The organism is 'Prunus avium' virescence phytoplasma, from assembly GCF_050916135.1.
Lineage (GTDB): Bacteria > Bacillota_I > Bacilli_A > Acholeplasmatales > Acholeplasmataceae > Phytoplasma > Phytoplasma ziziphi.
In genome coordinates, this window is record NZ_CP069156.1 from 131,427 (window position 1) to 157,692 (window position 26,266).

General features: G+C 25.6%; 26 protein-coding genes and 2 pseudogenes. All 28 read left to right on the forward strand.

Going from position 1 to position 26,266, the window contains the following annotated elements:
- The first annotated feature begins 84 nt into the window (after nucleotides 1-84).
- The 28 genes and pseudogenes from JNO41_RS00565 to JNO41_RS00700 all read left to right on the forward strand — a co-directional run bounded on the left by JNO41_RS00565 (nucleotide 85) and on the right by JNO41_RS00700 (nucleotide 26,117).
- Nucleotides 85-840, forward strand: coding sequence for a hypothetical protein (locus JNO41_RS00565; protein WP_121464003.1), 756 nt, complete (start codon nucleotides 85-87; stop codon nucleotides 838-840).
- 22 nt (nucleotides 841-862) lie between these two features.
- Nucleotides 863-1,714 (forward strand): ribosome biogenesis GTPase YlqF, encoded by an 852-nt coding sequence (ylqF, locus tag JNO41_RS00570; protein WP_121464004.1) that lies wholly within the window; start codon nucleotides 863-865, stop codon nucleotides 1,712-1,714.
- A gap of 55 nt (nucleotides 1,715-1,769) precedes the next feature.
- Complete coding sequence (gene topA / locus JNO41_RS00575; protein WP_121464005.1) at nucleotides 1,770-3,722, forward strand: type I DNA topoisomerase; 1,953 nt, start codon at nucleotides 1,770-1,772, stop codon at nucleotides 3,720-3,722.
- A gap of 93 nt (nucleotides 3,723-3,815) precedes the next feature.
- A complete protein-coding gene (gene ftsY, locus JNO41_RS00580) occupies nucleotides 3,816-4,772 on the forward strand; it encodes a signal recognition particle-docking protein FtsY (protein ID WP_121464006.1) in 957 nt (318 codons plus the stop codon).
- A gap of 44 nt (nucleotides 4,773-4,816) precedes the next feature.
- Nucleotides 4,817-6,166, forward strand: a complete 1,350-nt coding sequence (ffh, locus tag JNO41_RS00585; RefSeq protein WP_121464007.1) for a signal recognition particle protein — start codon at nucleotides 4,817-4,819, stop codon at nucleotides 6,164-6,166.
- 49 nt (nucleotides 6,167-6,215) lie between these two features.
- Nucleotides 6,216-7,067: a 5'-3' exonuclease gene (locus tag JNO41_RS00590; protein WP_121464008.1), complete on the forward strand. Its 852-nt coding sequence runs from the start codon at nucleotides 6,216-6,218 to the stop codon at nucleotides 7,065-7,067.
- A 136-nt stretch (nucleotides 7,068-7,203) separates the two neighbouring features.
- A complete protein-coding gene (locus JNO41_RS00595; protein WP_121464009.1) occupies nucleotides 7,204-8,850 on the forward strand; it encodes an AAA family ATPase in 1,647 nt (548 codons plus the stop codon).
- A 192-nt stretch (nucleotides 8,851-9,042) separates the two neighbouring features.
- Entirely contained in the window at nucleotides 9,043-9,624 is a 582-nt protein-coding gene (gene pduL / locus JNO41_RS00600; RefSeq protein WP_201736606.1) for a phosphate propanoyltransferase, read from the forward strand.
- A 167-nt stretch (nucleotides 9,625-9,791) separates the two neighbouring features.
- The gene (locus tag JNO41_RS00605) at nucleotides 9,792-11,090 is read left to right on the forward strand and encodes an HD domain-containing protein (protein ID WP_236628346.1); all 1,299 of its coding nucleotides are present in this window, start codon (nucleotides 9,792-9,794) and stop codon (nucleotides 11,088-11,090) included.
- 2 nt (nucleotides 11,091-11,092) lie between these two features.
- A complete protein-coding gene (gene rsmA / locus JNO41_RS00610; protein WP_121464011.1) occupies nucleotides 11,093-11,911 on the forward strand; it encodes a 16S rRNA (adenine(1518)-N(6)/adenine(1519)-N(6))-dimethyltransferase RsmA in 819 nt (272 codons plus the stop codon).
- A gap of 153 nt (nucleotides 11,912-12,064) precedes the next feature.
- Nucleotides 12,065-12,328 (forward strand): annotated as a pseudogene (gene spoVG / locus JNO41_RS00615) (septation regulator SpoVG); the annotation flags it as partial.
- A 12-nt stretch (nucleotides 12,329-12,340) separates the two neighbouring features.
- On the forward strand, nucleotides 12,341-12,691 hold the full coding sequence (locus JNO41_RS00620; RefSeq protein WP_121464256.1) for a SpoVG family protein: 351 nt from the start codon (nucleotides 12,341-12,343) through the stop codon (nucleotides 12,689-12,691).
- 100 nt (nucleotides 12,692-12,791) lie between these two features.
- Nucleotides 12,792-14,741 carry a heavy metal translocating P-type ATPase gene (locus JNO41_RS00625; RefSeq protein WP_236628347.1) on the forward strand — a complete coding sequence of 650 codons (1,950 nt, stop codon included), beginning with the start codon at nucleotides 12,792-12,794 and terminating at the stop codon, nucleotides 14,739-14,741.
- Nucleotides 14,742-14,982: 241 nt separating this feature from the next.
- Nucleotides 14,983-15,300 (forward strand): hypothetical protein, encoded by a 318-nt coding sequence (locus JNO41_RS00630; protein ID WP_121464013.1) that lies wholly within the window; start codon nucleotides 14,983-14,985, stop codon nucleotides 15,298-15,300.
- An 89-nt stretch (nucleotides 15,301-15,389) separates the two neighbouring features.
- Nucleotides 15,390-15,995 carry a sigma-70 family RNA polymerase sigma factor gene (locus JNO41_RS00635; protein ID WP_121463923.1) on the forward strand — a complete coding sequence of 202 codons (606 nt, stop codon included), beginning with the start codon at nucleotides 15,390-15,392 and terminating at the stop codon, nucleotides 15,993-15,995.
- Between the two features lie 232 nt (nucleotides 15,996-16,227).
- Nucleotides 16,228-16,561, forward strand: a pseudogene (locus JNO41_RS00640) (single-stranded DNA-binding protein).
- 273 nt (nucleotides 16,562-16,834) lie between these two features.
- Nucleotides 16,835-17,104, forward strand: a complete 270-nt coding sequence (locus tag JNO41_RS00645; RefSeq protein WP_121463818.1) for a DUF2963 domain-containing protein — start codon at nucleotides 16,835-16,837, stop codon at nucleotides 17,102-17,104.
- Nucleotides 17,088-17,336, forward strand: coding sequence for a hypothetical protein (locus JNO41_RS00650; protein ID WP_201736622.1), 249 nt, complete (start codon nucleotides 17,088-17,090; stop codon nucleotides 17,334-17,336). The genes JNO41_RS00645 and JNO41_RS00650 overlap by 17 nt, the downstream gene beginning before the upstream one ends.
- A 198-nt stretch (nucleotides 17,337-17,534) precedes the next feature.
- A complete protein-coding gene (locus JNO41_RS00655) occupies nucleotides 17,535-17,825 on the forward strand; it encodes an HU family DNA-binding protein (RefSeq protein ID WP_121463924.1) in 291 nt (96 codons plus the stop codon).
- Between the two features lie 29 nt (nucleotides 17,826-17,854).
- Nucleotides 17,855-18,142 (forward strand): hypothetical protein, encoded by a 288-nt coding sequence (locus JNO41_RS00660; RefSeq protein ID WP_121463925.1) that lies wholly within the window; start codon nucleotides 17,855-17,857, stop codon nucleotides 18,140-18,142.
- 2 nt (nucleotides 18,143-18,144) lie between these two features.
- Nucleotides 18,145-18,765, forward strand: coding sequence for a hypothetical protein (locus tag JNO41_RS00665; protein WP_121463926.1), 621 nt, complete (start codon nucleotides 18,145-18,147; stop codon nucleotides 18,763-18,765).
- Between the two features lie 60 nt (nucleotides 18,766-18,825).
- On the forward strand, nucleotides 18,826-19,206 hold the full coding sequence (locus JNO41_RS00670; protein WP_432729570.1) for a hypothetical protein: 381 nt from the start codon (nucleotides 18,826-18,828) through the stop codon (nucleotides 19,204-19,206).
- A 559-nt stretch (nucleotides 19,207-19,765) separates the two neighbouring features.
- A complete protein-coding gene (gene ltrA / locus JNO41_RS00675; RefSeq protein ID WP_236628348.1) occupies nucleotides 19,766-21,439 on the forward strand; it encodes a group II intron reverse transcriptase/maturase in 1,674 nt (557 codons plus the stop codon).
- A 164-nt stretch (nucleotides 21,440-21,603) separates the two neighbouring features.
- On the forward strand, nucleotides 21,604-22,539 hold the full coding sequence (locus JNO41_RS00680) for an AAA family ATPase (RefSeq protein WP_432729572.1): 936 nt from the start codon (nucleotides 21,604-21,606) through the stop codon (nucleotides 22,537-22,539).
- The gene (locus tag JNO41_RS00685; protein ID WP_121464016.1) at nucleotides 22,539-24,161 is read left to right on the forward strand and encodes a DNA double-strand break repair protein Rad50; all 1,623 of its coding nucleotides are present in this window, start codon (nucleotides 22,539-22,541) and stop codon (nucleotides 24,159-24,161) included. The genes JNO41_RS00680 and JNO41_RS00685 overlap by 1 nt, the downstream gene beginning before the upstream one ends.
- 123 nt (nucleotides 24,162-24,284) lie before the next feature.
- On the forward strand, nucleotides 24,285-25,415 hold the full coding sequence (locus JNO41_RS00690) for a hypothetical protein (RefSeq protein ID WP_121464017.1): 1,131 nt from the start codon (nucleotides 24,285-24,287) through the stop codon (nucleotides 25,413-25,415).
- Between the two features lie 23 nt (nucleotides 25,416-25,438).
- Nucleotides 25,439-25,849, forward strand: coding sequence for an SVM family protein (locus JNO41_RS00695; protein ID WP_121464018.1), 411 nt, complete (start codon nucleotides 25,439-25,441; stop codon nucleotides 25,847-25,849).
- 73 nt (nucleotides 25,850-25,922) lie between these two features.
- Nucleotides 25,923-26,117 (forward strand): SVM family protein, encoded by a 195-nt coding sequence (locus JNO41_RS00700; protein ID WP_236628349.1) that lies wholly within the window; start codon nucleotides 25,923-25,925, stop codon nucleotides 26,115-26,117.
- Nucleotides 26,118-26,266 lie beyond the last annotated feature (149 nt).

Below are 26,266 nucleotides of genomic sequence, written 5' to 3' on the forward strand. Positions count from 1 at the left end.
TTATATGTTTATTTTTGCAAAATTTCTTTTTTTATTTTAAAATTAATAAAAAGAATTTTTATTTTTGTAATTAAGGAGTTTTTAATGGATTGGAATTTGCCGAATTGGTTTAATTGTGATAATTTTCGATTTTTTATTTCTTTTTTTGCAGGTTTAATTTCGGGATTTATATTTTTTTCTTTAGTATATTTATTTTCTATTTTAAGAAATTTTAATAAAAACATTTATCAAACAGAAAATAAAAATGATAAATTATCAAATGAAGATATGAATGAATTAATTAAGGAGAAACAAGCAATTTTTAAACAAGATATCAAAAAGAAACCAGATGATTATATTTCTTCTTTATTATTCAATTGTAAAAATTTAATTTTAGAAGTATCTTCTACTTTTTATCCTAAGTCTGAATTTCCCTATTTAGAACTGAATATTAAAGAAAGTTTAGCTTTAATTCAGTATGTTCATGATAGACTAGATAGTTTATTTAATAAAAAAATTATATTTTATTTTAAAAAAATGACTTTGAAACAAATTTTTGTTTTAAAACAAAAATTAGTAGATAAAAAGTATGTACAGAAATATCGTAAAACTCGTAAAATTTATAATATTTTTTCAAATACCTTAAATTTATTAAATCCTTTTCACTGGGTTAAAACAACTTTTATGAAAATTTTTTATGATAAAATTATTATTAAAATAGGATGTTCTATTATTACAATTATGGGAGAAGAAATTTATCAAGTTTATAGTAAAAAAATATTTGAAACTCAAAATATAGATGATATTTTAAATGAATTAGAAAAAGACATTATAAATACTAAAGAGGAATTATTAAAATAAAATAGGCAACGGTATTGTTTCGATGATTGATATTCAATGGTTCCCTGGACATATGTCCAAAACTTTAAAAAATATTAGAAATAATTTAAAATTTGTTGATTGCATTTTAATTCTTTTAGATGCAAGAATTCCTTTTTCTAGTATGAATTTTGAACTTTTAAAACTTTTAAATAATAAACCTTTTTTAATTTTGTTAAATAAAAGTTCACTTGCTGATTTAGATAAAAATAGGTTTTTTCTTGATTTTTTTCATCAAAAAAAATTTTTACATACTTTGAATATCGACGCTAAACAAAAAATTAATATTAATAAGATATATCCAAAAATTAGAGAAATTTTTCAATGTAAAGGAATAAAAATAAAAAAATTTCTAAAATTTATGATTGTAGGTGTTCCTAATGTAGGAAAATCCACTTTAGTTAATTGTTTAGCAGGTAAAAAGGTAATGAAAACAGCTAATTTTCCAGGAGTTACTAAACAAATACAATGGATTAATTTAGAAAATAATATGAAATTATTAGACACACCAGGAGTTTTATGGCCTAAATTTAATTATAAGGAAATAGGATATTCTTTAGCTATTTGCGGTTGTATTAAAGAAACTCTTTTCATAAAAAAAGCAATTATCGATTATTTTTTAAAATACTTACAAATAAATTATTCTCATTATCTAAAAAAACTTTTTAAATTTACTGATTTAGATTTAGAACAAGAAATTTCATTTCAATTTTTGATGACCAAAACACATAATAATATTTCTGATGTTGATTATTTGAAACAAGAAAATAATTTATTATTGATGATTTTTAAAAAAATCCAAAGTAATAAAATGCCAAAAGTTAATTATGATCTTACTTTAAAAACTTTTTTATAGATATATAAAGTAAAATAAAAACAGATATGTCAAAACAAGAAAGTTGATTTGTGTTATGGAAAAAAAAGTTGTTATTTTAGAATCTCCTTCTAAAGCCAAAACTATTAGTAGTTATTTAGGCGATGATTTTTTAGTTTTATCTTCGAAAGGACATATTAGAGATTTAGCTTTGTCAGGTTCAGGACGTTTAGGAGTCGATATTAAAAATAATTTTCATCCTGATTATATTATTATTGATAAACAACAACAAACAGTTCAAGACTTGATTCGAAAAACAAAAAATAAAAAAGTTTTTTTAGCTATGGATCCTGATAGAGAAGGCGAAGCGATAGCTTGGCATTTATCACAAGTTTTGAATTTAGATAAAAAAGATAAAAATAGAATTTTATTTAACGAAATCACTAAAAGTGTTATTCAAAAAGCATTCACAGTTCCTTCTGTTATTAATGAAAAATTAGTAGATTCCCAAGAAACAAGAAGAATTTTAGATAGAATTATTGGTTTTAAACTATCAGGTTTAGTAAAGAAAGTTAATGCTAAATCAGCAGGAAGAGTTCAATCAGTTGCTTTAAAATTAATTGTCGGATTAGAAGAAGAACGTAAAAAATTTGTTCCAGAAGAATATAATTTAATTAGAGTTCATTTTGATAATTTTCAAGCTAATTTAGTAATTATACCTAAGGATCATAAAATTAAAGAAGAAGAAGCGTTTCAAATTTTTAATAAAATTAAAGATAAAAAATTTTTATTAGAAAGTATTCAAAATAAAAAAGTTATTAAAAAACCTCCTAAACCTTTTATTACATCTACATTACAACAAGATGCTTTTCAAAATCTTTCTATGGGAGCCAAAAATACTATGATTACAGCTCAAAAACTTTATGAAGGTGTTGAAATAGATAATTTAAGGGTCGGGTTAATAACTTATATGAGAACAGATTCTTTTAGGATTTCTGATGAATTTAGTACAACAATACAATCTTTTATTAAAAAACAATATGGTAAAGAATTTTTAGGAAGTGCTCAAACATCAAAATATAATAAAAATAAAAATATTAGTGACGCCCATGAAGCTATTAGAGTGACTGATATTACAAGAACTCCTGATAGTTTAACTAAATATTTAACTAAATATGAATTTTATTTATATAATATGATTTATGAACGTACTTTAGCTAGTTTTATGTCAGAAGCTGTTATCAATAAAAATCAATTTTGTTTTAAAGTAGATAAATATAATTTTTTAGCCGAAGCTAATGAAATGGTTTTTGAAGGCTATTATAAAGCTTTACAAACTTCTTTTAAAAATGTTTTTTTACCTCTGTTAGAAATCAATAAAGAATATAGTTACAAAGAGATTGAAATAATTAAAAAAATGACCACTCCACCTTCTCGTTTTACAGAAGCTTCTTTAATTAAAGAATTAGAACATTTAAAAATAGGAAGACCTTCTACTTACGCTTCGATTATAGAGATATTAAAAAAAAGATCTTATGTTATAATTGACGATAAAAAAATGGTTTGTACTGAATTAGGAGTTTTAACTAAAGAAACTTTAGATAAATTTTTTTCTTCTATAATTAATGTAGAATATACAGCACAAATGGAAAAAAAATTAGATGAAATTTCTTCTGGTAAAGTTGATAAATTAAATTTATTAAAAGAATTTTATAATGATTTTATAGAACTTTATGATATGGCTAATCAAAAAATAGAAAAGCCTAAACCTATTGTTACTGAAGAAAAATGTGATTTATGTGGCTCTTTTTTGGTAAAGAGACAAGGTAAATATGGTGATTTTTTAGGGTGCGGCGCTTATCCAAAATGCAAAAAAATTATAAGTTTGAAGACTAAAAAAGAAGAAGTTGTTGAAACAGAAGAAAAATGTGATTTATGTGGCGCTTTTTTAGTAAAAAGAAAAGGTAGATATGGAGATTTTTTAGGTTGTAGTTCTTATCCAAAATGTAAAAAAATTGTCAGTTTAAACCAAAATTTAAAAAAAAGATAAATAAAATAATTTAATAATTACAATTTGTTAAATATTTTTTTATTATAATTTGGTGATTTGTTTTTTCAAAAAATATATCAAAAAGGTGTTTGTATGTTTAATTTTTTAAAAAAATTATTTAAAAAAAATCCTAAAAAAGAATTTTTTTTAGGAATTAAAAAATTAGAATATGATTTTATTCAATGGTCTGATGCTGTTTTAAAAACAGAAAATATTGATTTAACTTTATTAGATGATTTAGAAATTTTATTTATTAAATCAGATATCGGATTTAAAACTTCTTCTTTTTTAATTACGCAAATTAAACAAAGAATTAAAGAAAATCAAATTTCAAAATCTTCTGAATTATTATCTTTAATTAAAAATGAGATACTTTCTTTTTATCAAAAAGGCGACGACGTCCTAAAACAAGAAGAACTTTTATCGGAAAAAGATGAAACACAAATTTTTTTATTTGTTGGTGTTAATGGAGTAGGTAAAACAACGACTATTGGAAAGTTAGCTGCTCAATATAACAAACAAAATAAGAAAGTTTTATTAGTAGCTGGAGATACTTTTAGAACAGGCGCTATAGAACAATTGAAGATATGGGGATCAAAAACTAATAACGAAGTTTTTTATAAAGAAAATAGTAATTCTACTTCAAGTGTATTTTTCGAAGCTTTGACTTATGCCAAAAATAGAGATTTTGATATAATTTTATGTGATACCTCTGGAAGATTAGAAAACAAAGTTAATTTAATGAAAGAATTAGAAAAAGTTAAAAAAGTTATTAAAAAAATATATCCTAAAGCTCCTCATAAAACTTTTTTAATTTTAGATGCTATGATTGGGCAGAACGGATTAAAACAAGTAGAATTATTTAATAAAACAGTTTCTTTAAGCGATATTATTTTAACTAAATTTGATGGAATTGCTAAAGGCGGATTAATTTTAACTATTAAACATATTTATAATTTGCCAACTAAATATATAGGCATTGGCGAAAAAGTAGATGATTTAATATTGTTCGATATTAATCAGTATATTGATGCTTTATTTGGTAAGTAGTTTTTTAAGATTAACATTAATAAGAAGAGGATTATAAAAATAAAATGAGTTTTTTAAGTGATGGTTTTTCTAAAATCATAAATAAAATCAGAGGAAAAAAATTTATTAGTTCTCAAGATATTGAAACGATAATGAAAGAAATTCGTGTATCTTTACTTGAAGCCGATGTAAGTTACGAAGTTATCACTGAATTTAATGAATTAATAAAGCAAAAAACTTTAGGTCAAGAAGTTCTTAAAGGAATTAAGCCTCAAGAACAAGTTATTAAAATTATAAAAGATATTTTGACAATTATTTTAGGTCATAAAAATACTGCTTTAAGTTTAGATAAAAAATTAAATATTATTCTTTTGATGGGATTACAAGGCAGCGGAAAAACTACAACTGCTGGCAAATTATCTTTTTGGATTAAAAAGAAAATGCAAAAAAAAGTTTTATTAATTGCCGCTGATATGTATAGATTTGGAGCTGTAGAACAGTTGAAATCTATTGGTGAAAAGACAGGTATTGAAGTTTTTACTCAAAAAGATGAAAAAGTTTTGGATATTGTCAACAATGGTATAAAATATGCTGAACAAAATAATTTTGATACAGTTATTGTCGATACAGCGGGACGTTTGACTATTGATAATGAAATGATAGAAGAAATAAAAAATATTAAGAAAAAAGTTAATCCTTCTGATGTATTAATTGTAGCCGATGCTCTTTTAGGTCAACAGTCTGTGAATATAGCTAAGAGTTTTCATGAACAAATAGGAGCTACAGGTATTATTTTAACCAAAATGGATTCTGATACTAAAGGTGGAGCTGCTTTATCAATGAAGTATATCACTAATTTACCTATTAAATTTACTTCTTCTTCGGAAAAACATAACGATGATAATTTCGAAATTTTTTATCCAGAACGCATGGCTTCTAGAATATTAGATATGGGTGATATTTTAACTTTAATTGATAATGTAGAAGATAAAATAAATACAAAACAAGACAAAGAAGTTTTAGATAGAATTTTACAAGAAGATTATAATTATAATGATTTAATAAAACAACTTAAGTTGTTAAAAAAATTAGGTTCTATGAATAAAATGTTAAGTTTTATTCCAGGGATCAATTCTAAAATCAAAAAAATGCCTTTTTTAGAAAGTGATGTTATTCAAAAATTTCGATCTATTATTCAAAGTATGACCAAAGAAGAAAGATTGAAACCTAAATTAATTGAAAATAATAATAGAAGAAGAACTAGAATCGTTAAAGGTTCAGGAAGTGAACCAGCCGACATTAGTCATTTAATAGAATTTATTAAAAAACAAAAACAAATATCTAAACAAATGAAGAATTTAGATTTAAATGATGTAAACAATCCTGAAGACTTATTGAGTAAATTTTTAAATTAAAAATGATTTTTTTGTTTATAAATATTTGTTTTGGAGATTAAATAAAAACATGCGTAAATTAGTTTTAGTAGATGGTAATTCTTTAGTTTTTAGAGCTTATTACGCTACTTATTATAAACAACAAAAATTAATGCAAAATAAAGAAGGACAAGATGTAAATGCATTAATAGTTTTTATAAATATGTTTAGAAAAATTTTGGAGCAAACTGAAGATTATATTTGTGTCGCTTTTGATTCTAAACATAAAACATATAGACATAAACTTTACGAAGGATATAAACAAAGTCGTGTTAAAACTCCTGAATCTTTGATTCATCAAATTCCTTTAATTAAAGAATATTTAACTTTGTCAGGAATACATCATTGTTCACAAGATGGTTACGAAGCGGACGATATTATCGGAACTATCGCAAAACAAGCAGGAAGAAATAATATTTCTGTTCTTATTTTTTCTAGTGATAAAGATTTACTTCAATTAGTAGATTCTAATATTACAGTTTGTTTAATCAAACAAGGTTTAAAAAATGTTATTTATTATGATTTTCAAACATTAGAGAAAGAATTCGGTTTGAGTCCTAATCAAATAATTGATTTCAAAAGTATAACAGGAGATAATTCGGATAATATTAAAGGAGTTCCTTCGATAGGACCTAAAACAGCTTTGAAATTATTGGATCAATTTGATAATTTAGAAAATATTTTTGATAATTTAAATAATTTAAATTTAAAAATAAAATCTAAATTAATTCAATTCAAAAAAGAAGTTTTCTTAAATCGCCATTTAGTTACTATTAATAAATTAGTTCCTTTATCGTTTGATTATACTCAAACTCAAATTCAAAAAAAACCATTTTCTGTATTACAAAATTTTTTGCAAAAATATAAATTAAAACAAAATTAAATCTTTTAAAAATATAAAAAAATTTTAATTTAATTCAAAATTTTTTTATATTTTTGAATTAAATGATTATTAAATATAAGTTGTTTTAAAAATATATTTTTATTTCCAAAATAAAATATAAAAAGAGAGATATACAATGAATTGGGAATCACAAATATTCGAAAATCCTCAAGGTAATAGATCGACACCGCCGCCATTATTACCTAAAAAGAAAAAAAAATTGAAATATTATTTATCAATAGTTCAAATAATTGTTAATATTATTTTTTATGTTGTAATGATTTTCTTTTTGTATTTGGGTATTCGTACAATGACAAATAAAAATGGCGATTTGTTAATCGATCAAGATAAAAAATGGGCCGAAGATAAAATAATTAAAGAAAATCATCTTACAATTGAAAATGATTTTCGAAGTTATGAGCCTGTCAAACAACAAATGTTGGAATTAATACAAAATATTAAAGACGCAAATAAAGATATTCCTAGAGGATTTTTGTTACATGGTCCTCCTGGAACAGGTAAGACTTATTTAGCTAATTGTTTAGCTGGTTCTTTGAAACAAAATGCATCTTTTTATGTTGTTAATGGTTCTGAATTTGTAGAAAAATATGTAGGTGTAGGAGCTGCTCGTATTAGAAAACTGTTTAAAACAGCTAGAGAGACGGCTATGAATAAGGGTCAAAAGTATTTTTTTATTTTTATTGATGAAATAGATTCTATAGGTAGAAAAAGAAGTTCGGAAGGAAGTTCATCTATCGAAACAGAAAACAGTTTGAACGCTTTATTATCAGAAATTGATGGTTTTCATTCTGGTGATGGAAAAATTAAAAATTCTCCTTATGGAATTGTTTTTGGCTCTACCAACAGAAAAGATTTGTTAGATGAAGCTTTGATTAGAGAAGGACGTTTAGGTAATCATATTTATTTAGGATATCCTAATCATTCTGATATTAAAGAACTTCTTGAATATTTTTTTAGTAAAAATAAAGATAAAACATTTTTACCTCTATCCGAAGACAAAATAACTTTATCTAAATTTTTATCAAAAACTCATTTTACTGCTGCACAAATTAATTCTTTGATAAAAGAAGTAAAAAAATTAGCTAATGAAAAAGATCATAAGGGCAAAACTATAGTAACAATAGATAATTTTTATGATGCTTGGGACGAAGTAGTTTTAGGACCCAAAAATAAAGTTATTGAAAGCAATTCAGATAAAAATAGAATTATTCAACATGAATTAGGTCACGCTGTTGTATCTAAAGCTTTTAATTTTAATGTAAATCGTATTAATGTCGAGTCGAGAGGTGATAAAGGTGGTTATACATTATCTTTTCCTAAGGAAGATAGAAATTTATTAACTCGTGATGATTTTTTGCAAAAAATTATTATATTGTTCGGCGGAAGAGCAGCCGAATCAATTTTTTATAAATCTGTTAGTATAGGTTCTTCTGATGATTTACAAAAAGCTAAAATAATTGCTTCCGAAATGATAGATAAATTTGGAATGTTAAATCCTGAAGGTTTACCAAATAATGAAAATCAAAAAGTAATAGTCAAAGATAAAGAAACAATAATTTTTGATATTATTAATAAATCTTACTGTACAGCTCAGAAAATTATTGAAAATTATAATACAGACACATATTATAAGGACACATGGAAAAATTTAAATTCTTTCTTCACAGAACCTCACGATCAACTTAAAAATAAAATGAATAATGAACAATTCGAACGTTCAGGATTATTTTATATTTGGCCAAATGATCAGAATTTAATTTAAATTATTGATTTTATTTACATTATTATATAATTTAAATATGATAATGATTTTTTGATTATTTGTATACAATTGAATAAAAACAATTATTATGAAAATTTGTAATATTTTTTTATTAAATTAATAATATTAATTAAATCATTCGAATTAAAAAAAACAAAAATAAATTAAATAGAAATTAGGATATATGAAATTATGAATTTAATACCAATAGGCATCTCAGGAAGACATGCACATTTATCTCAAGAAACACTTGATATTTTATTTGGTTCCAAAAATTATAAATTAACTTTTTATAAAAATTTAAAACAAAAAGGGCAATTTGCCGCTGAAGAAAAAATTGATGTTATGAGTTCATCAGGACAAATTTTAAAAAATGTGCGTATTTTAGGTCCTGTAAGAAAATTAGATCAAGTAGAAATAAGCCAAAGTGACAGCTTAAGAATTAAAATACAAGTTCCTGTTAGATCTTCAGGAGATATTAAAGGTTCTGCTCCAGCTATTTTGATAGGGCCTAAGGGCAAAGTCGAAATTAAAGAAGGCGTCATTATAGCTGATAGACATATTCATTTTTCGCCACAAGAAGCTAAGGAATTTAATGTTGTAGATAAACAAGTAGTTAATATTAAAATTGATGGTATTAAATCAGGTATTTTAGGAAATGTTTTATGTCGTGTAGATGAAAGTTTTTCATTAGAATGTCATTTAGATACTGATGATGCAAGCGCTTTTTTGTTAAAAACAGGGGATTCAGCGCAATTGATTTTAAAAATTTAAATTATTTAAATATTTTTCTTTAATAAATAAAAATAAAATGTATTTTTTAAAATTTTTATTATAATATATATAATAAGCGATTGGTTTATATATTCAATTTGGTTAAAGTTTTAGATTTGAATAAGATAATAATTAAGATTATTTATCAGAAAGAAGTTTATTAGATATTGACTAATAATACAAATAATATAGCATCTAAAGAATACAAACCGCCTCAAGAATTACAAAAACCCGAAGTTTTTAATGATGCTATTTATGGTTACATATATATTGATTATGATTTTGTAGAACAATTAATTAATACTTTTCCTATGCAAAGATTGAGGAGAATTAAACAATTGAGTTTTGTCCATATTGTTTTCAGTTGCGGTGAACATTCTCGTTTTATTCATAGTTTAGGAGTTTATGAATTAGCTAGAAGATTTTTAGACAAAAATAATAATGTTTTAAAAGACATATTTAATCATAGAGATAAAATGCTTTTATTAACTGCGGCTTTATTACATGATGTAGGTCATGGTTCTTATTCTCATGTTTTTGAGGAAATTTTTAAAACTTGTCATGAAAAAAAAAGTGCAGAAATAATCGAAAAACATTTTCAGATTGTTGATATTTTAGATAAACTTGATCCTGATTTTAAATATGATGTCGCTTCTATAATCAAAAAAGAAAATAAATTTCAGTTGATTGAACAACTTTTAACAAGTCAATTAGATTTCGATCGTTTAGATTATTTAAAAAGAGATGCTTTTTTTGTTGGGGTAAGTTATGGTTATATTGATTCTGAACGTTTAATTCGGAGTATAGAAATAGATGAAATAAATAAAAAGATTGTGTTCCAAAAAAAAAATATTTCTGTTATAGAAAATTATTTAATTAGTCGTTATCATATGTATTCTATAGTATATAATCATTCTAAAGTATTAGGATTTTCGGTTATTTTTAGAAACATTTTTAAAAGACTTCTTTATTTATTAGAGGAAAATTATAAATTCGAAATAGATTGCAAAAATAATTCTAATAATATTCTTTCTATTTTAAGAAAATTTCAGAAAAACCCTGATGATATTCAAGCTTATTTGAATATTGATGATTTTTATACAAACACTTTAATCTTTTATTTAAAAGATGAAAAAGATAAAATTTTATCTGATTTATGTTTTGATTTTTTAAATCGTAAGATTTGGAGTTACTTAGATAATAATTATGAAAATAAAAAAAAAATTGAAAAAATTAATAATTATTATGGCCGAAACAAAGAATATTATACTTATGATACAGATATCCCCTTTTGTATTTATAAAAATGATGACGAGAATATTGGTGAAAGTATTTTAATTTATACAAAAGATAAAACACTAACTAAAGTTTTTAGCGAAGAATCGCCTATTATTAATGATGTTGTTTTAAATAAGAAATCGCAAAAAAAACAAAAAAAATTAAAATTTTTTTATAGAGAATATTAATAATGAAACAAAAGCATATATTTAAAAAAAAATATGGACAAAATTTTTTAAATGATGTGAATTTATTAAAAAATATTATCCAAAAAGCTGATTTAGAAAATAAAAATGTTGTTGAAATTGGCCCCGGTAAAGGCACTTTAACTCGTTTAATATTGCCTAAAGCTAAAAAGGTTTTGGCCTATGAAATTGATTCTGATTTAAAGATTTTTTTAGATTTTGATGAAGAATCTAAAATTAATATTATTTATGATGATGTTTTAACACGCGATTTATTAGAAGATTTTGTGAAATATTTTCAAAAAGAAGAAATAGTTTTGATCGGCAATTTGCCTTATTCTATTGCTACTCCTCTTTTATTTAAGATTTTATTTATACCTCAAATCCGAACTTTTACTATTATGATTCAAAAAGAAGTAGGTTTAAGGATTATATCTAAGGAAAAAGAAAAAAATTATAATGCTTTAAGTGTTTTAGTACAATCTTTAACTTGTATTACTAAAATAAAAGTAATAAAAAAAAATATGTTTTTTCCGCAACCTAAAGTTGATGGTATTGTTTTGAGATTTGATAAATTAGATTTAAATAATGAAGAAAAAGAATTTATCGAAAAAGATTTTTATCGATTTGTTAAAGCTTCTTTTCAACAAAAAAGAAAAAATTTACTTAACAACTTAAGTAAAAATTTTGATATTGATAAAAATGAAATTTTAAATTTTTTTCAAAAACATAATATTTCTAAAAATATTAGAGCCGAAGAAATTAGTATTTCAAGATTTAAAGAAATAACAATTCTTTTTTTAAAATTTTTTAATTTTAAATAGAAATTAAAGAATTAAAAAATATAAAGTTATATAAAATATTAAAATAAAGATGTTATTTTTTAATAAATATGTTAACATACTTTATAGTGTTACAATTATATTTAATTAAATATAAAATAAGATAAATTATTAATAAGGGAAATATATATTAAAATGCAAGTTACTTACGTAAGAATAAATTTATATACTAATAAAAATAGATTAAAAGCTGTCGCTTCTATTACATTGGATAATTGTTTTGTAGTTCATAATATTAAAGTTATAGAAGGAGAAAAAGGTCTTTTTATCGCAATGCCAAGTACAAAAAATTCTAAAGGAATTTATGTAGATATTGCGCATCCTATAAATAGAGAAACAAGACAAATGATCGAAGAGAAAGTTAAAAACACTTTCCAAGAAATGGTTGATAAAGAAGAAAGTAAAATGGAAATGGGAACATTCGAAAATGAAGATAGCCAAAGCAATCTTCAAGTTACAAATGTTAAAGTGAATTTATATCCTAACAGTAAAACTAGATTAAGAGGAAAAGCATCTATTACATTAAATGATTGTTTTGTGGTTCATGGTATTAAAATTATCGAAGGCGAAAGAAGCTTATTTATCGCAATGCCAAGTACAAAAAATTCTAAAGGCGTTTATATAGATATCGCTCACCCAATTACTCAAGAAACAAGACAGATGATCGAAGAAGAATGTAAAAAAGTTTTCCAAGAAGTAACAGAAAACAATTCACAATTAGAAGGTAATGGACCAATAGAGGATGATATTCTATCAGTTTGATAAAATTAAAAATAAATTTTTAAAAAACAAAATTGTTTTTAAGATAGTGATTTTATAAATTCTTTAGAAAGATAATATTATAATTATATGGGATAGTACTTTGAAAGAAAAAGAATTTGAAAGTCATAAAAAATTTATTTATTTATTTTTTATAGGTCTTTTATTTTATTTTTTATTTTTTCTTCCGTTAGATTTTGGAATTTCTTTTGGAATGGATGACTCAAAATTAATATTTTTCAAAATATTTTTAACAATTTTGATTTTATTTTTAACTGGATATCCAGTTATTAAAGAAGGTTTTGTTAAAACTTACGAACAAACCAAGAAAAATCGAAAATTAACTTTTAATGTTCATATTTTAATGATTTTAGTTTCTTTTTTATCTTTTGTTATGGAAAAATATAATGAATCTATTTTATTGATTATTATTTTTGGAGGAGCTCAATTTTTAGAAGAATATGTTGAAAATAAAAATCAAAAGGATATAAAAAAACTTTTAGATATAAAACCCAAAAAAGCTAAATTATTAAAAAAAAATAATGATTACGAATTGATAGATGTTTCTGATTTACAAATAGGCGATCGAGTTGTGGTTTTGAACGGTGAGCAAATACCTTCTGATGGCGTTATTGTATCAGGTCAGTCTTCCATAGACGAATCAACTATTACAGGCGAAAGTATTCCTTTAGAAAAAAAAGAAGGCGATAAAGTTTTTGGTAGTAATTTGAATTTAAGTAATACTTTGATAGTTGAAATTACTCAAACAGAAGATAAAACTATTTTTTCTGAAATAATCCGATTAACTGAAAAAATTCAAAGTAATGTTTCTAAAAAAGCTTCTTTCATTAATAAAATAGCTCCTGTATATATTAAATCAATTATTTTTGCTATTTTAGGGTTTATTGTTATATCCGGAATATACAATTATTTTTGTTATACAGATATAAAGTTTAGAAAAATTTTATTGAAAAGTATGATTTTTTTAACTGTCGCTGCTCCATGTGCTTTAGCTGTCGCTGATATACCAGCTACTCTTTCAGCTATTTCTAATTTAGCTAAAAAAGGAGTTTTATTAAAAAACGGAAAATCTTTAGGTATTTTATCTGAGGTTAAAACTATTGTTTTTGATAAAACAGGTACTTTAACACAAGGAAAAATTGAAGTTAAAGCGATTTTTTTTAATTCAGAAATATTAGAAAACGAAAGAAAACAATATTTAGATATTTTATGGACGATGGAAAAAGATTCTAATCATCCAATATCTTTTGCAATACAAAAATATTTTAAAGAAAATTTTGATTTAAATTTTTCTTTAAAATTACAAACTACTAATTTAATTGGAGTTGGAGTTGAAGCTTTCGATCAAAAAGATAATCATTATAAAATAGCTAAATATAATATTTTTGAAAATGTTCCTACCGAAATAGAAGAAAAAACTCAAGAATTTTTGAATCAAGGCCAAACAGTTATTTATTTTAGTCATAATGATAAAATTATTATTATTCTTGCTATCATTGATATAGTTCGTGATGAATCTAAAGAAATGATTGAGTATTTTAATAAAAATAATGTAAATACTACTATGCTGACAGGCGATAATAAACAAGTAGCGGAAGCTATTTCTTTTGATTTGAATTTGAATTATGTTTTTTCTAATTGTTTGCCAGAAGATAAAGTTAAATATATTAACGAAATGAAAGAACAAAAACATGTTGTTGCTATGGTTGGTGATGGAGTTAATGATTCTCCTGCTTTAGCTGCTTCTGATATTTCAATAACTTTACAAGAGGGTAGCGATGTTGTTATTGATATCGCAGATATTGTTTTAGTTAAAAATGATTTAAGAAAAATAATATATGCGCATAAGATTTCTAAAAAATTAAATAGAGTGGTATGGCAAAATATTATATTCGCTTTTTCTATTATAATAGTATTTTGTTTAATTAATATTTCCCGTGAATTACCTTTGCCTATAGCAGTTATTGCTCATGAAGGAAGTACTTTATTAGTTATTTTTAATTGTTTAAGATTAAGAAATGATATCGAATAAACAAATAATTAAATATTTAATTATAAATATAGCTCAGTTATTTATTAACTGAGTTTTTTTTAGAATTAATTTAACTAATCGCCAAATTGACATTAGAAAAAATTGTTATAATAATGCTAACATTTATGCATCATTTTACCATATGCACTAGATGCATCTAATAATTATCATTCATTATACTTTCCAAAAGGCTATCGTTTTTATGGTTCAAATACTCTTTCTTACAATGATTTAATCAATCATGAAACTCAATCTAATTCTTTTATATGCTTTTAAATTCAAACAAAAACATAAAGTAATTGAAATGATAAATTTACCTAAATCATTAACTCCAAGTTATGATATTGTGAAATATGTTAATATACAAATTGGTAATACTTATAATCAAAAATGTTCAAATAATAATACTCGTTTTGAATGCGAAACTACTGATTATAAATACATCATTAACTGTCCATTAAAAGAAACTAAAACTATTGATTTACCTAAATCTCTAAATTCAATGAAAGTGAACTGTTCCAAAAGTTTAGACACTTTTTATTTTTTAAAAAATCTTTAAGACTAACTATTAAGTTAGTCTTTTTTTGTGTTTCAAGACTAAAAAAAATTTCATATCTTTTCTAAAAACGTTTTTTAGAAAGGCATTAAATGTTAAAGAGACAAGAATTATTTAAAGATTTTTTAAAAAATAAAAAGAATTTAACAATTCGTTATCAACTAATCGATTTACATTTGCCATTAGTAAATAAATTAGTTAAGCAATTTAAATATTATCCGCGTGTCCTTCAAAAAGAGGATTTATACCAAGAAGGGATTTTAGGATTAATCAAAGCCCTCAATAATTACGAAGATTTAGGTTATAACTTCATTTCTTACGCAACTCCAACTATCAAATCGGAAATCAGAGAATTAATAAGAAAAAGTCATTCTCCTTCAATTCCTCAAAAAACTCATAAAACTAATAATCCTTCTTTTCAAGAAGAAAAACATACATGGCATTGTCAAATTCTTAACCCTCATCAATTATGGTTAAAACAAGTTAATCATGAAATTTTTTTAAAAAAAATGAAAGTTAAGTTAAGCAAAACCGAATTCAAAATTATCCATTTAAGTTTTGGTGTTCCTTTAGGGAATATCAATGAAGATTATCAAAGATGTTATACCAACACCGAAATTGCTGAAAAACTTAATTTATCTTTAAAACAAGTAAAAAACATTAAAAACATCACTATCAAAAAATTAAAAAAACGTTAACCTTTCTCGTCCGTAATGACTTTAAACTAGTTATTCAAAACAATAAAAAAATAAAAACCAGATTACTTTCAAAGTAATCTTTTTTTGTATCAAAGCCCAACATAAAATTTTTGAAACAACAGTAATAAACGATTCCAACATCAACAAATCAGATAGTCTTAAATACATTTGTTTTCAAAAATTTTATCTATAAATAAATAAAAAATATATCAAAAAGAAGGAAAAATAAAATATGTTAAATAAAGTTCAATTAATTGGTCGTATCACTCATGATCTTGACAAACAATATACTTAAGGTTAACAATGAACAAGTCCCTAAAATAGATTTTCAATTAGCGGTTAACCAAAACAAAGACAAAGTACAATATATTCCTTGTGTGGTTTTTAGAACCCAAGCTGACAACATGAAAAAATACTTACATAAAGGATCTAAAATTTATCTAGAAGGGACATTATCTGTCCAAAAATACACCAACAACGAAGGTCAAAAGAAAACAAATACAAAAGTAATCGTACATAATGTCATCTTTTTAGACAATAAACCTCAAGAAACTTTACCTTTTTAAAACAATAAATTCATAAAACTCAATAATAATCAAATAAACTTAATAAAGACCTGAGCGTTAACTCAGGTCTTTTATTTTAAATCATTTAATTATTTTTAGTCAAAAAAATCTAAAAAATAATTAATGCAATTTAAAATTAAAATTAAAAAATTTATGATTTTTGATATATTAATAATTTATACATTTAACAAAAACCATCCAGTTCAAAAGTAATAGGTGATAAAAGAAAAAAATTTTTTTTATTATTTAAAAAAAAGGAGTTAATAAGGTCAAATGACTAAAAAAATAACATATCTAGCCGACGGCAAATATATTCATCATTATATTCACGAATTTAATGACAAAGGTCAAAAAATTAAAGAAATAACATATCAACCCGACGGCGAAACTATTCATTATATTTCCGAATTTAATGACAAAGGTCAAATGATTAAAGAAATATTTTATTGTATCGACGGCGAAACTATTGATTGTATTGAAGAATTTAATGACAAAGGTCGAATAATTAAAAAAATAATATATCGATATGAAAACAAAAATTAATTATTTTGATAATATCATTTGTTTATTGATGGGGATGATAATCGCCATTTTCGTATATATTCAATTTATAGAAAAAACACCTGCTAATTCTAATATAGAAAATATACCTTCAAATTCTAATTTCCAAGAACCGATTACTATTTTCAAAGATAAAATTATTGAAAAAGAGATTATTAAAGAAATTGAAAAACCTGTTATTCAAGACCAAGACATTAAAAGGTTCAAATTTTAGAAAAACTATAAAAAAATAAAAACAACAACTACCCATAATCTCACCAATAAAAACATCAATCAAGAAATCATTATTAAAAATTATGAGTAGAATTAAAATTTTTACCATCGTTTCACATCATTAAATTTTAAGCGAAACTCTATTTTAATTTAAATAACAATAATTTTCAAAAAAAATCAAAAAAGGAGAAACCCAAAAATGACTAAAAAAGAATTAATTAAAAAAATCGCTTTATCCAACAAAACTTCTGCAACTAAAACAGAAGAATTTTATAACTCATTTGAGAACGCTCTAATTGAAGCTATCACATCCAACGAAGAAGTAATTTTATCCCCTCAAATTGGTAAATTCAAATTAAAAGCAAGAAAAGCATATGTAGGTAAAAACCCCAAAACAGGAAAAAAACTAGAAATACCTGCAAAAACGGTAGTAACTTTCAAATTATCTAAAACCATTAAAGATAAAGTGAAAGATTTAAAATTAGAATAAACAAATATCAAACAAAAGGAGAAAAAAATATGAATAAAATCATTAAGAAAAAACCAAAATCTAATACTAACGAAACAAATCACAACCAAAAAATAAAAACAATGACTAACCCTAAACAAGAAAATATAACTATTGTCCCAACAAAAAAATGCAATTTATTAAAAAAAATCACTCACACAACTATGTTTATTTTATATTTTATGGCAATTACTTTCTATTTTATGGTTATTTACTATGAAAATAAAATTCCTTGGTTTACTACAGGAATCAATAATTTTATCAACTTAATTAAATCAATAATCCCAGGAGGAAAATAATTATGAAATCACAAACAAAAAAACAAACAAAAAATAAAATTTTTACCATTTTAGTAGTTTTTATTAGTTTATTTTTTACCATCGTTTCAATTACTGCTTTACAAAATTACTTCGCCCGACAAAGAAAAGAAAAAATTTCATTGTTAGATAAATTCCCTTTGTTTAATGTTGAACGAACTAAAGGAAATAACGAGGATAAAATTCTTATACCTCTTCCTATACCAAACTTCAAACCAAGCAAATATCAACATTTAATCGAAATGGAACATAAAGCTGTACTTAACACAAATGGAGTAGAAATGGATCCTTTATATTTAAAAATAACTTCTTCATATGATACTAAAACAACTTTTGAAAATCCGACAAATTTTTTTAATTTATCAATGAAAGTTAATAATAATGAATATGATGAATCTCAACGTCCTTTAACGGCTTTAAAAGAAGGAAATGGAACTATAACAATCCAAATCGGTATCGAACAAAAAGAAATTATTAAAGAAACTATCGATGGAAAAAAACCTGAATTAGACTTAATTTTTGATTACGAATTAGTTGATTCTAAAGGCAATTCTTTCAGTGGCGGCAATCAAACTATTAAAACCTCAATTGTTCAAACAGCTTAATTGATTAATAAAGACCAAGTTTTTCTTGGTCTTTTTTTTATGAGAAAGGAAAATAACCGAATGAAAAAGCAAATCGAACAAAAACCACTTTCAAAACATTTAATGATAACCATCATTATCTTATTTTTTTGTTTTTCTCTAGGAACTTATGTTTGGATTCATCACCAAACTTTAATCGAAACAGAAAAACAAATAACAGAGCATCAACAAGTAATCAAAACACTTCAAAAGCAAAATGTAGATGTAACCAAAAAAATAGAACAACAAAATGTAGATATAACCAAAAAAATAGAACAACAAAATAAGCAAGAATCACAAACTTTATTAGAAAACCGATCCTCTGCAATATCAAACTTTGAAGAAGATAAAAATCAATTCCAACCTACTAATCCCCAAAAAGGGCGCCAAAGATGCCTAAATATCGTGTTATCTAACCAATAACCAATGCCGATAAACATTGAATGGATTGGAGCGGTCTCTTAAACGAAAGAATAAGAGATTACAGCAGCTCCAAAAAGCGGGTTGAGACGAAGTAGCTAGTCAAGAGGGCGCCGCAACCAAATTGTCCTACGGATAAGCCTGAAATGGCCTAAGATGGAAAGTCAAGATGTAATGGATTAACCTGCCTCGCAAGCTAATAGAGCCGAGCAGTCCAGAGTCTATCAGGATATATTTTTGGTCCTGGATAGTTTATCAACAAAGAAAACCTGGAATCAACCATAAACCACATCGTGGAATGGGTACATCACCTAAAGGACAAAGGTAGATATTTAGAGTAACTTGGAGAATCCTAAAACTAAGCAATTAAAATTGCAACTCAAGGAATAAAAGCCTTGAGGGTCAAGGATAAAGAGACCTTACAGTAGTCGGAGAAGCAAAACATAAATTGAAATATTTATGACAATCGCCCTCCCAGGGAGCTTAGGAAAGCTAAGCACAAGGCGAAAAAGGTTAGTAATTTATTATCTATTCAAGACAACCGAGAAAGGAGTTGATGTCTATGTCAACAATTAATTCAAAAAATGAATTTAAGCTCTCTCGGACCTTGAAAAGAATTCAAATCAAAGCTTTAAACAATCAAACTTTAAAAAAGGAACTCCAACATGGAATGAATAACCTGCTGAACACTCAAATAGCGTTTAACCAGGTAGCATCCAACACTGGGGCGGGAACAAGTGGGATTGACAATAAAACCATTGACGCCATCAGTCTAAAAAAGATGGAAAAATATCATATGGAGTACGTCAATAACCGCTATGAACCTAAACCAATAAGAAGAGTTAACATTCCTAAAAAGAACGGTAAAACCAGACCGTTGGGAATTCCAATTATCCAAGATAGAATAACTCAAAAAGCCATGGAACAACTTCTTACTCCATATTATGAGAACATTTTCTCAGAATGGAGTTTTGGTTTTAGACCCAAGAAATCCTGTTTAGACGCAATTAAACGCATTAAACAGAGATTCCAAGGAATAGACTATCTAATTAAAATTGATATAAAAGGCTACTTTGATACTATCGATCACGATATTCTCCTAAAAATGTTGAATAAACACATTAGGAAGAATAAAGCGTTAACCACAATTACAAAATGGTTAAAAGCGGACGTGAAAGAAAAAGGAATGACTTATAATACCTCGAAAGGTTCGCCACAAGGGGGAATCATATCACCCTTACTAGCGAATGTATATTTACACTACATAGACCAGAAAATGGAAAACCTCATCAAGGAAGGCATCCCCCAAAGGAGGACAAACTCCGAATATGCAAGATTACGCTATAAAGGGAGCCGAAATATCAACGTAGATCGTCGTATAAACCTAAACCCAAACCCAAGAGTGGAATACATCCGCTATGCAGACGACTTCATTATTGGGATAAAAGGAGAACGTGATAAAGCTGATAAAATTAAACAACTCATCACTAAATGGCTGGAAGAAGACTTGAACCTGGAAATTAGCAAAGATAAAACAAAAATTATCAAAGCCAATAAAGGAACAAAATTTCTGTCCTACATGATAAAGATATACCCAACCAACCAAAACCGATTAAAGAAAACCGCTAAGAATTCTCTAAACGGGAAAGTCCAAATCCAAATACCTAAGATAACCTCAAAGGAATATGGAAAAGAACATGGGTGGTTAAAAGGAAAGGAAATCATGCATGATAAAGGGTTAATAAGTAGGGATGAATTAGAAATAATTCGTACCTATAAGGCAATAATAAATGGAATTATCCAATATTTTTGTTTAGCCAATAATCTCGCTCAATTAACGTACCTGGCGTATATCGCGGAATACACTTGTTTAAAGACACTTGCAGGGAAAAAGAAAACTTCCATTGCAAGGGTCCGAAAGAAATACCAATTGGGGAAAACCTGGGAAATCGAATATGATAACCAAGGAAAGCTCAAAAAGGAAACATGGCTAACCTACGACTGGAACAGGATGAAAGGGATGAGGAAATTTAAAGGAAAACCTGATAAAAATCCTAACCCTAACTTCCTAAAAGGTCGCACGTCTCTCATCAAAAGGCTACAAGCCCAAAAATGTGAGATATGCCATAAAAAGGATGTCAAGTTGGAAATCCACCACACCAAAACAGTTCGCGATGCGAATTGGAGAAGTGTGAGGGATAAAAAAAACGATCGTACTGTGCAAAAAATGCCATAGAAGACGAACAAACCAACAAATACGAGACATCAAAATTTTCAAAAATCATAGGACAACAAAACAGATTTGAATAAATAACTAATTAGCAGTAATGCAAAGTTAGTCCCTTAACAGGGATAAATTATGGAAAGCGGTGTGCTTGGAAACTTGCTCGCACCGTTTGGATGGGGGCAGATTGTAGTAAATCTAACAGAAAAACAAATCCTGTTAGTGAGGCGCAATTTATCTATCCATATTTTCTAACTTTTGATAAATTAATTGGGTTTAAACAAGAATTAAAAGCAGTCAAAGGTTTTATTGATTATCTTAAAAACCAAGAAAACTATCAAGGAATCGGCGACGTAGAGCCTCCATTAGGTATCTTGTTATACGGAGTTCCAGGAACAGGAAAAACAACTTTAGCAAGAGCCTTAGCCAAAGAAACCAAATTACCATTCTTTGAAGTAAGTAGTTCTTTATTTTCACAAAAATATAAAGGATTAGCTCCGCAAATGGTCAAAGATTTATTTGAAGCAGCTAGAAAAGAAGCTGCAAAAAACAATGGCGCCATTATCTTTTTAGATGAATGCGAAACTATTTTTACAGATTTAGGTACCTTAGAAGCAGGGTCTGAAATTGCCAATGTGGTTAACCAATTCAAAACTGAAATGACATCATTTGAAAACAACCCTGAAAAACCTATTTTCATTATCGGCGCGACCAACCACGAGGACCAAATCGATGAAGCCATCAAATCAAGATTCACTTACAACATCGAAGTAAAACCTGGTAACAAAGCTGAACGTCAACAATTTTTAGAATTCTTAATTAAAAAACGTAAAAACCCTTATAGCGACGAAGCTAAAAAATACTTATTTGAAGTGATTAATGAATCTTTAGAAAGATTACCACATCATCAACAATTTTTAAAAGCTAATCGTACTTTAGAAAATATTTTAAAAACAGCGGTAACCGTCTTCGCTCAAAATAGAGGAACTGGTGAAAATAAAAGAAATGAAATCAATCAAGAAGATTTAAAACAAGCTTATCAAATGATCGTTTCCCAAAACATCGAAACATTAGATCAAATCGAAAATCAAAAGAAAGGAGAAACTAAATAATGTTAACACCACTAAATTTAATTAAAGGTTTTATTAACTTTAGAGCCTATTATACTTGGGCCATTACGGCCATCTCTATTTTTAGTATTTTCTTTTTCTTCAAAAGAAAATACGACAACACACATAACAACTACAGCACTACTTGGAAAGGCTATTTAGTTTATTTTTTAATTATTTTATTTCTTTTTAGTTTTATTTATTTATCTTTTTTCAAAACACTACCATCATCTAAATATGTCGGCCAATTAATTGGGGAAATTGATAAAGCAATTGACAAATACGATGAAACCATTAATAACTACAAAGGCCTTAAAAAAGACTGGGAAACCGAATTAAAAAAATGTGAAGATGAATTAAAAACATTATATGAAAAACAAGAAATTACTCAAGAACAAAAAGAAAAAATTAAAAAAATTTTAGAGCAAAACGAAGGAAAAATTAAAGAAATAAAAGACCAATTAAAAGATACTACAGACAATATCGCTATTTTAAAAGGACAACTTTTACAATTAGAACAAGATAAAGAAACTAAAGAAAAAGAAATTAAACAAAAACAAGAAGAAGAAAAATTAGCATCCCCTGATGATAAAATTAGATTACAAGCTCAAATTTCTAAATTACAAGACGAACGAAATGAAATAATGCATCAAATAACTCAAGTTTCACTCCAAATCGCCAATTTAGAAGCTGATCAAACAATGTACACAGACATGTTATCCAACGCCATCAGAGTAAGAGATACCATACAACGCCATTATGACGAATTGTCAACGGATAAACAACGAATTTTTGGCAAAATCAAAACTGTGGAAGAACGTAAAGCTGAAATCCAAAAAAACATCGATGAAATTGATGTTAAAATAATAACTATCGACATAGAAAGAAAACAATTAGAAATTTTACGACAAGGCGCAGACGCATCCAAAATCGCTCTTGATGACTGGGATAAAAAACACGAATTTAGTTTTGGCAACCTTCGAGACGCCCTTTTCCAAGGTGCCGAATTATATATGGATGCTTTTGGTGGGCGCGGTTTCTTAAAAGCAGTAGCAGGCGGAATTACTAAAAAAGCCGCTGGAACTATCGCGAAAAGCGGATTAATAATTCACGAAACTCATCGAGTAATTAATTTAGCCAAAGACCTATTTGTTAATGAAAATGGAACACCTAAAATGATTTCCAAAGAAACTTATGACTCTATTTGTTCTCGTATTGACCGCGATAAAGACAAACTTGATGCCGATTATAAAGACTATGAAGCAAAAAAACAAGAATACAAAATTTGTCAAAAAACACAAAATTTAATTAACGAAACAGGAGAAGAAAGTGCCCAAATAGATAAAATTCACCAACAAGGCCAATCTATAATCACTGAATACATCAAAATCACCGATGAATTAACCAAAAAACTAAATGAAGTTTCAGGCGATATCGTAAGAGAGTTAGTATTTAAACACTCTGATTTAGAACAACAACTAGAAGACAAAAACGTAGAAATCGAAAATACGAAAGAAGAACTAAAACAAAAAAATCCTAGTTATGCTCACTCCCAAAAACGCTACGAAGAAAAACAAAAAGAAAAACAATATGCTAAATTTTTTAAACCAATTACTAATAAATAATCATTAAATTTAACCTAATAACTTTTTTATTGGATATTTAAAATATAAAAATGTATAATAGTGATAATATTCATATTTTAATATTTAATAATAATTACTATTATTAGAAAGGAAATGAAATTTATGAATAATAATAATTTTTTAAAAAAACATTTAATAACTATCGTAGTTATTACTGGGATAATATTAGCAATTATAATTACTTATGGTAAAAAAGATAATAATATTCTAACACCTCCAACAACTTCAAAAATTATTGATAATTTAGAATCTTCAACAAAAAATAAAATCGCAGAAAAACAACAATTAATAAAAAAATTAGAAGAAGATTTTATGATTTTAAAAAAAAATTTTGAAATTAAAAAAAATGATAGTAATAAATATTATGATTCCACTAATGAATTACAATATTTAGAATCTGATCTAAACATGTTTTATAATTATTATTTAAAGGATTTAAAAGATTCGTTTACTTTCCCTAAAATATTTAATGGTATAAATATAACTAAATATCGTATAGAAGATATCATTAAAAAAAATTATTATGAAAATGAATTTAATCAAATTCAAGAAAAAATAACAGCATTTAAATATAAAATAAAACAAATAATTCCTAAATTTAAAATTACTCAAGATCATTATGATAAAGTTAAAGTTTATATCACATCAAAAACTGATGACAAATCTTTATTACCCAAAGAAATTTCCCCAGAAGAAAAAATAGAAATTGATCAAATTAGAGAAATGTGGAAACAATATTTAAATTTTCAAAACCAAGACCAAGCAAACATTGATAAATATCAAGAAGAATGTGATAATTTTCATCTCAAAATTCAAGAAATTAAAGATAAATTTCCTTCATTAGAATCAACCAATTTTGATTTACAACAAAAAATTGACGATAAACAAAAAAAAATTAATGTAAAACAAGAAGACCAAAAACAATTCAAATATTTGCCAAATCAACCTGAATCAATTAGAACAACGAGAAAAAACAACTATGATAGTTTGCAAGCCGAAATTTCTAAATTACAAGACGAACGAAATGAAATAATGCATCAAATAACTCAAGTTTCACTCCAAATCGCCAATTTAGAAGCTGATCAAACAATGTACGAAAATATGTTATCTCGTGCCATCAAATTAAGAGATTCAATACAGTGTGATTATGATGAAACCTCCACAAATCGTCTATTCGGCTCCCCCCTTTCCGAACTTCAAAAACTCTACGAAATCACCCCATCCGAGGGATAAAAAATTAAAGGAGTTATGAATTAATGTTTAAATTAAAAAAACATTTATTTTTATTTCAAATAATTTTATTTATTTTTTTAGGATTATTATTTGTCATTGACAATAATAAACAAGTAATGGCAGCTCCTAATGAAGAGTTTGTTGGTAATATGAGAATCGTTAATGTAACTTTTTCAAATATTAATATTATTAAAAATTTTCAACCATTTTCACAATATTTTGATTTTACACTAACTGGTCCACGTTATAATGGAAACATAGCAGAATTTGCAATGATATGGAAAATTAAAAATCCACCTCATAATTTATTAGGTGTTTTTTTTGATAATAGTACAAGAGATGATGAAGATGATAAATATACTTTAGAAGAATTAAAACAAATGGGTAATGGAGCTGAAAGTATGTATATTTTTTGGCAATATGAACAAAAATAATTTTTCTGAATTAATAAAAGGAGTTAAAATAATGTTAAATTACAAAATCAATTTAAAATAATAAGGTATTTGTTTGTTTATTTTCTTGGGATTATTATTTATTATTAAAAATAAACAAGTGATGGCGATGAATAATAGTCATGTTTCGCCAAATAACGGACATGATAATAATCATATTAATCTTGAATTACAATTTAGTATTTTACGAGATTTAAATTTGCAACAAAATAGAATAATTCAACAAATTTTTAATGCTAGAAATAAATAACTCTTCTGAAGAAGTTATTAGCCATTTTATGAGGCAAAATGTTGAATTAAGTAGTCGTATCGCTGTTCAACAAATTATTGTTCCAATGCGATGCCACAACAAAACAATCCAAATCAATCAAATAATCCTAAAAGACTTTAAATAATTTA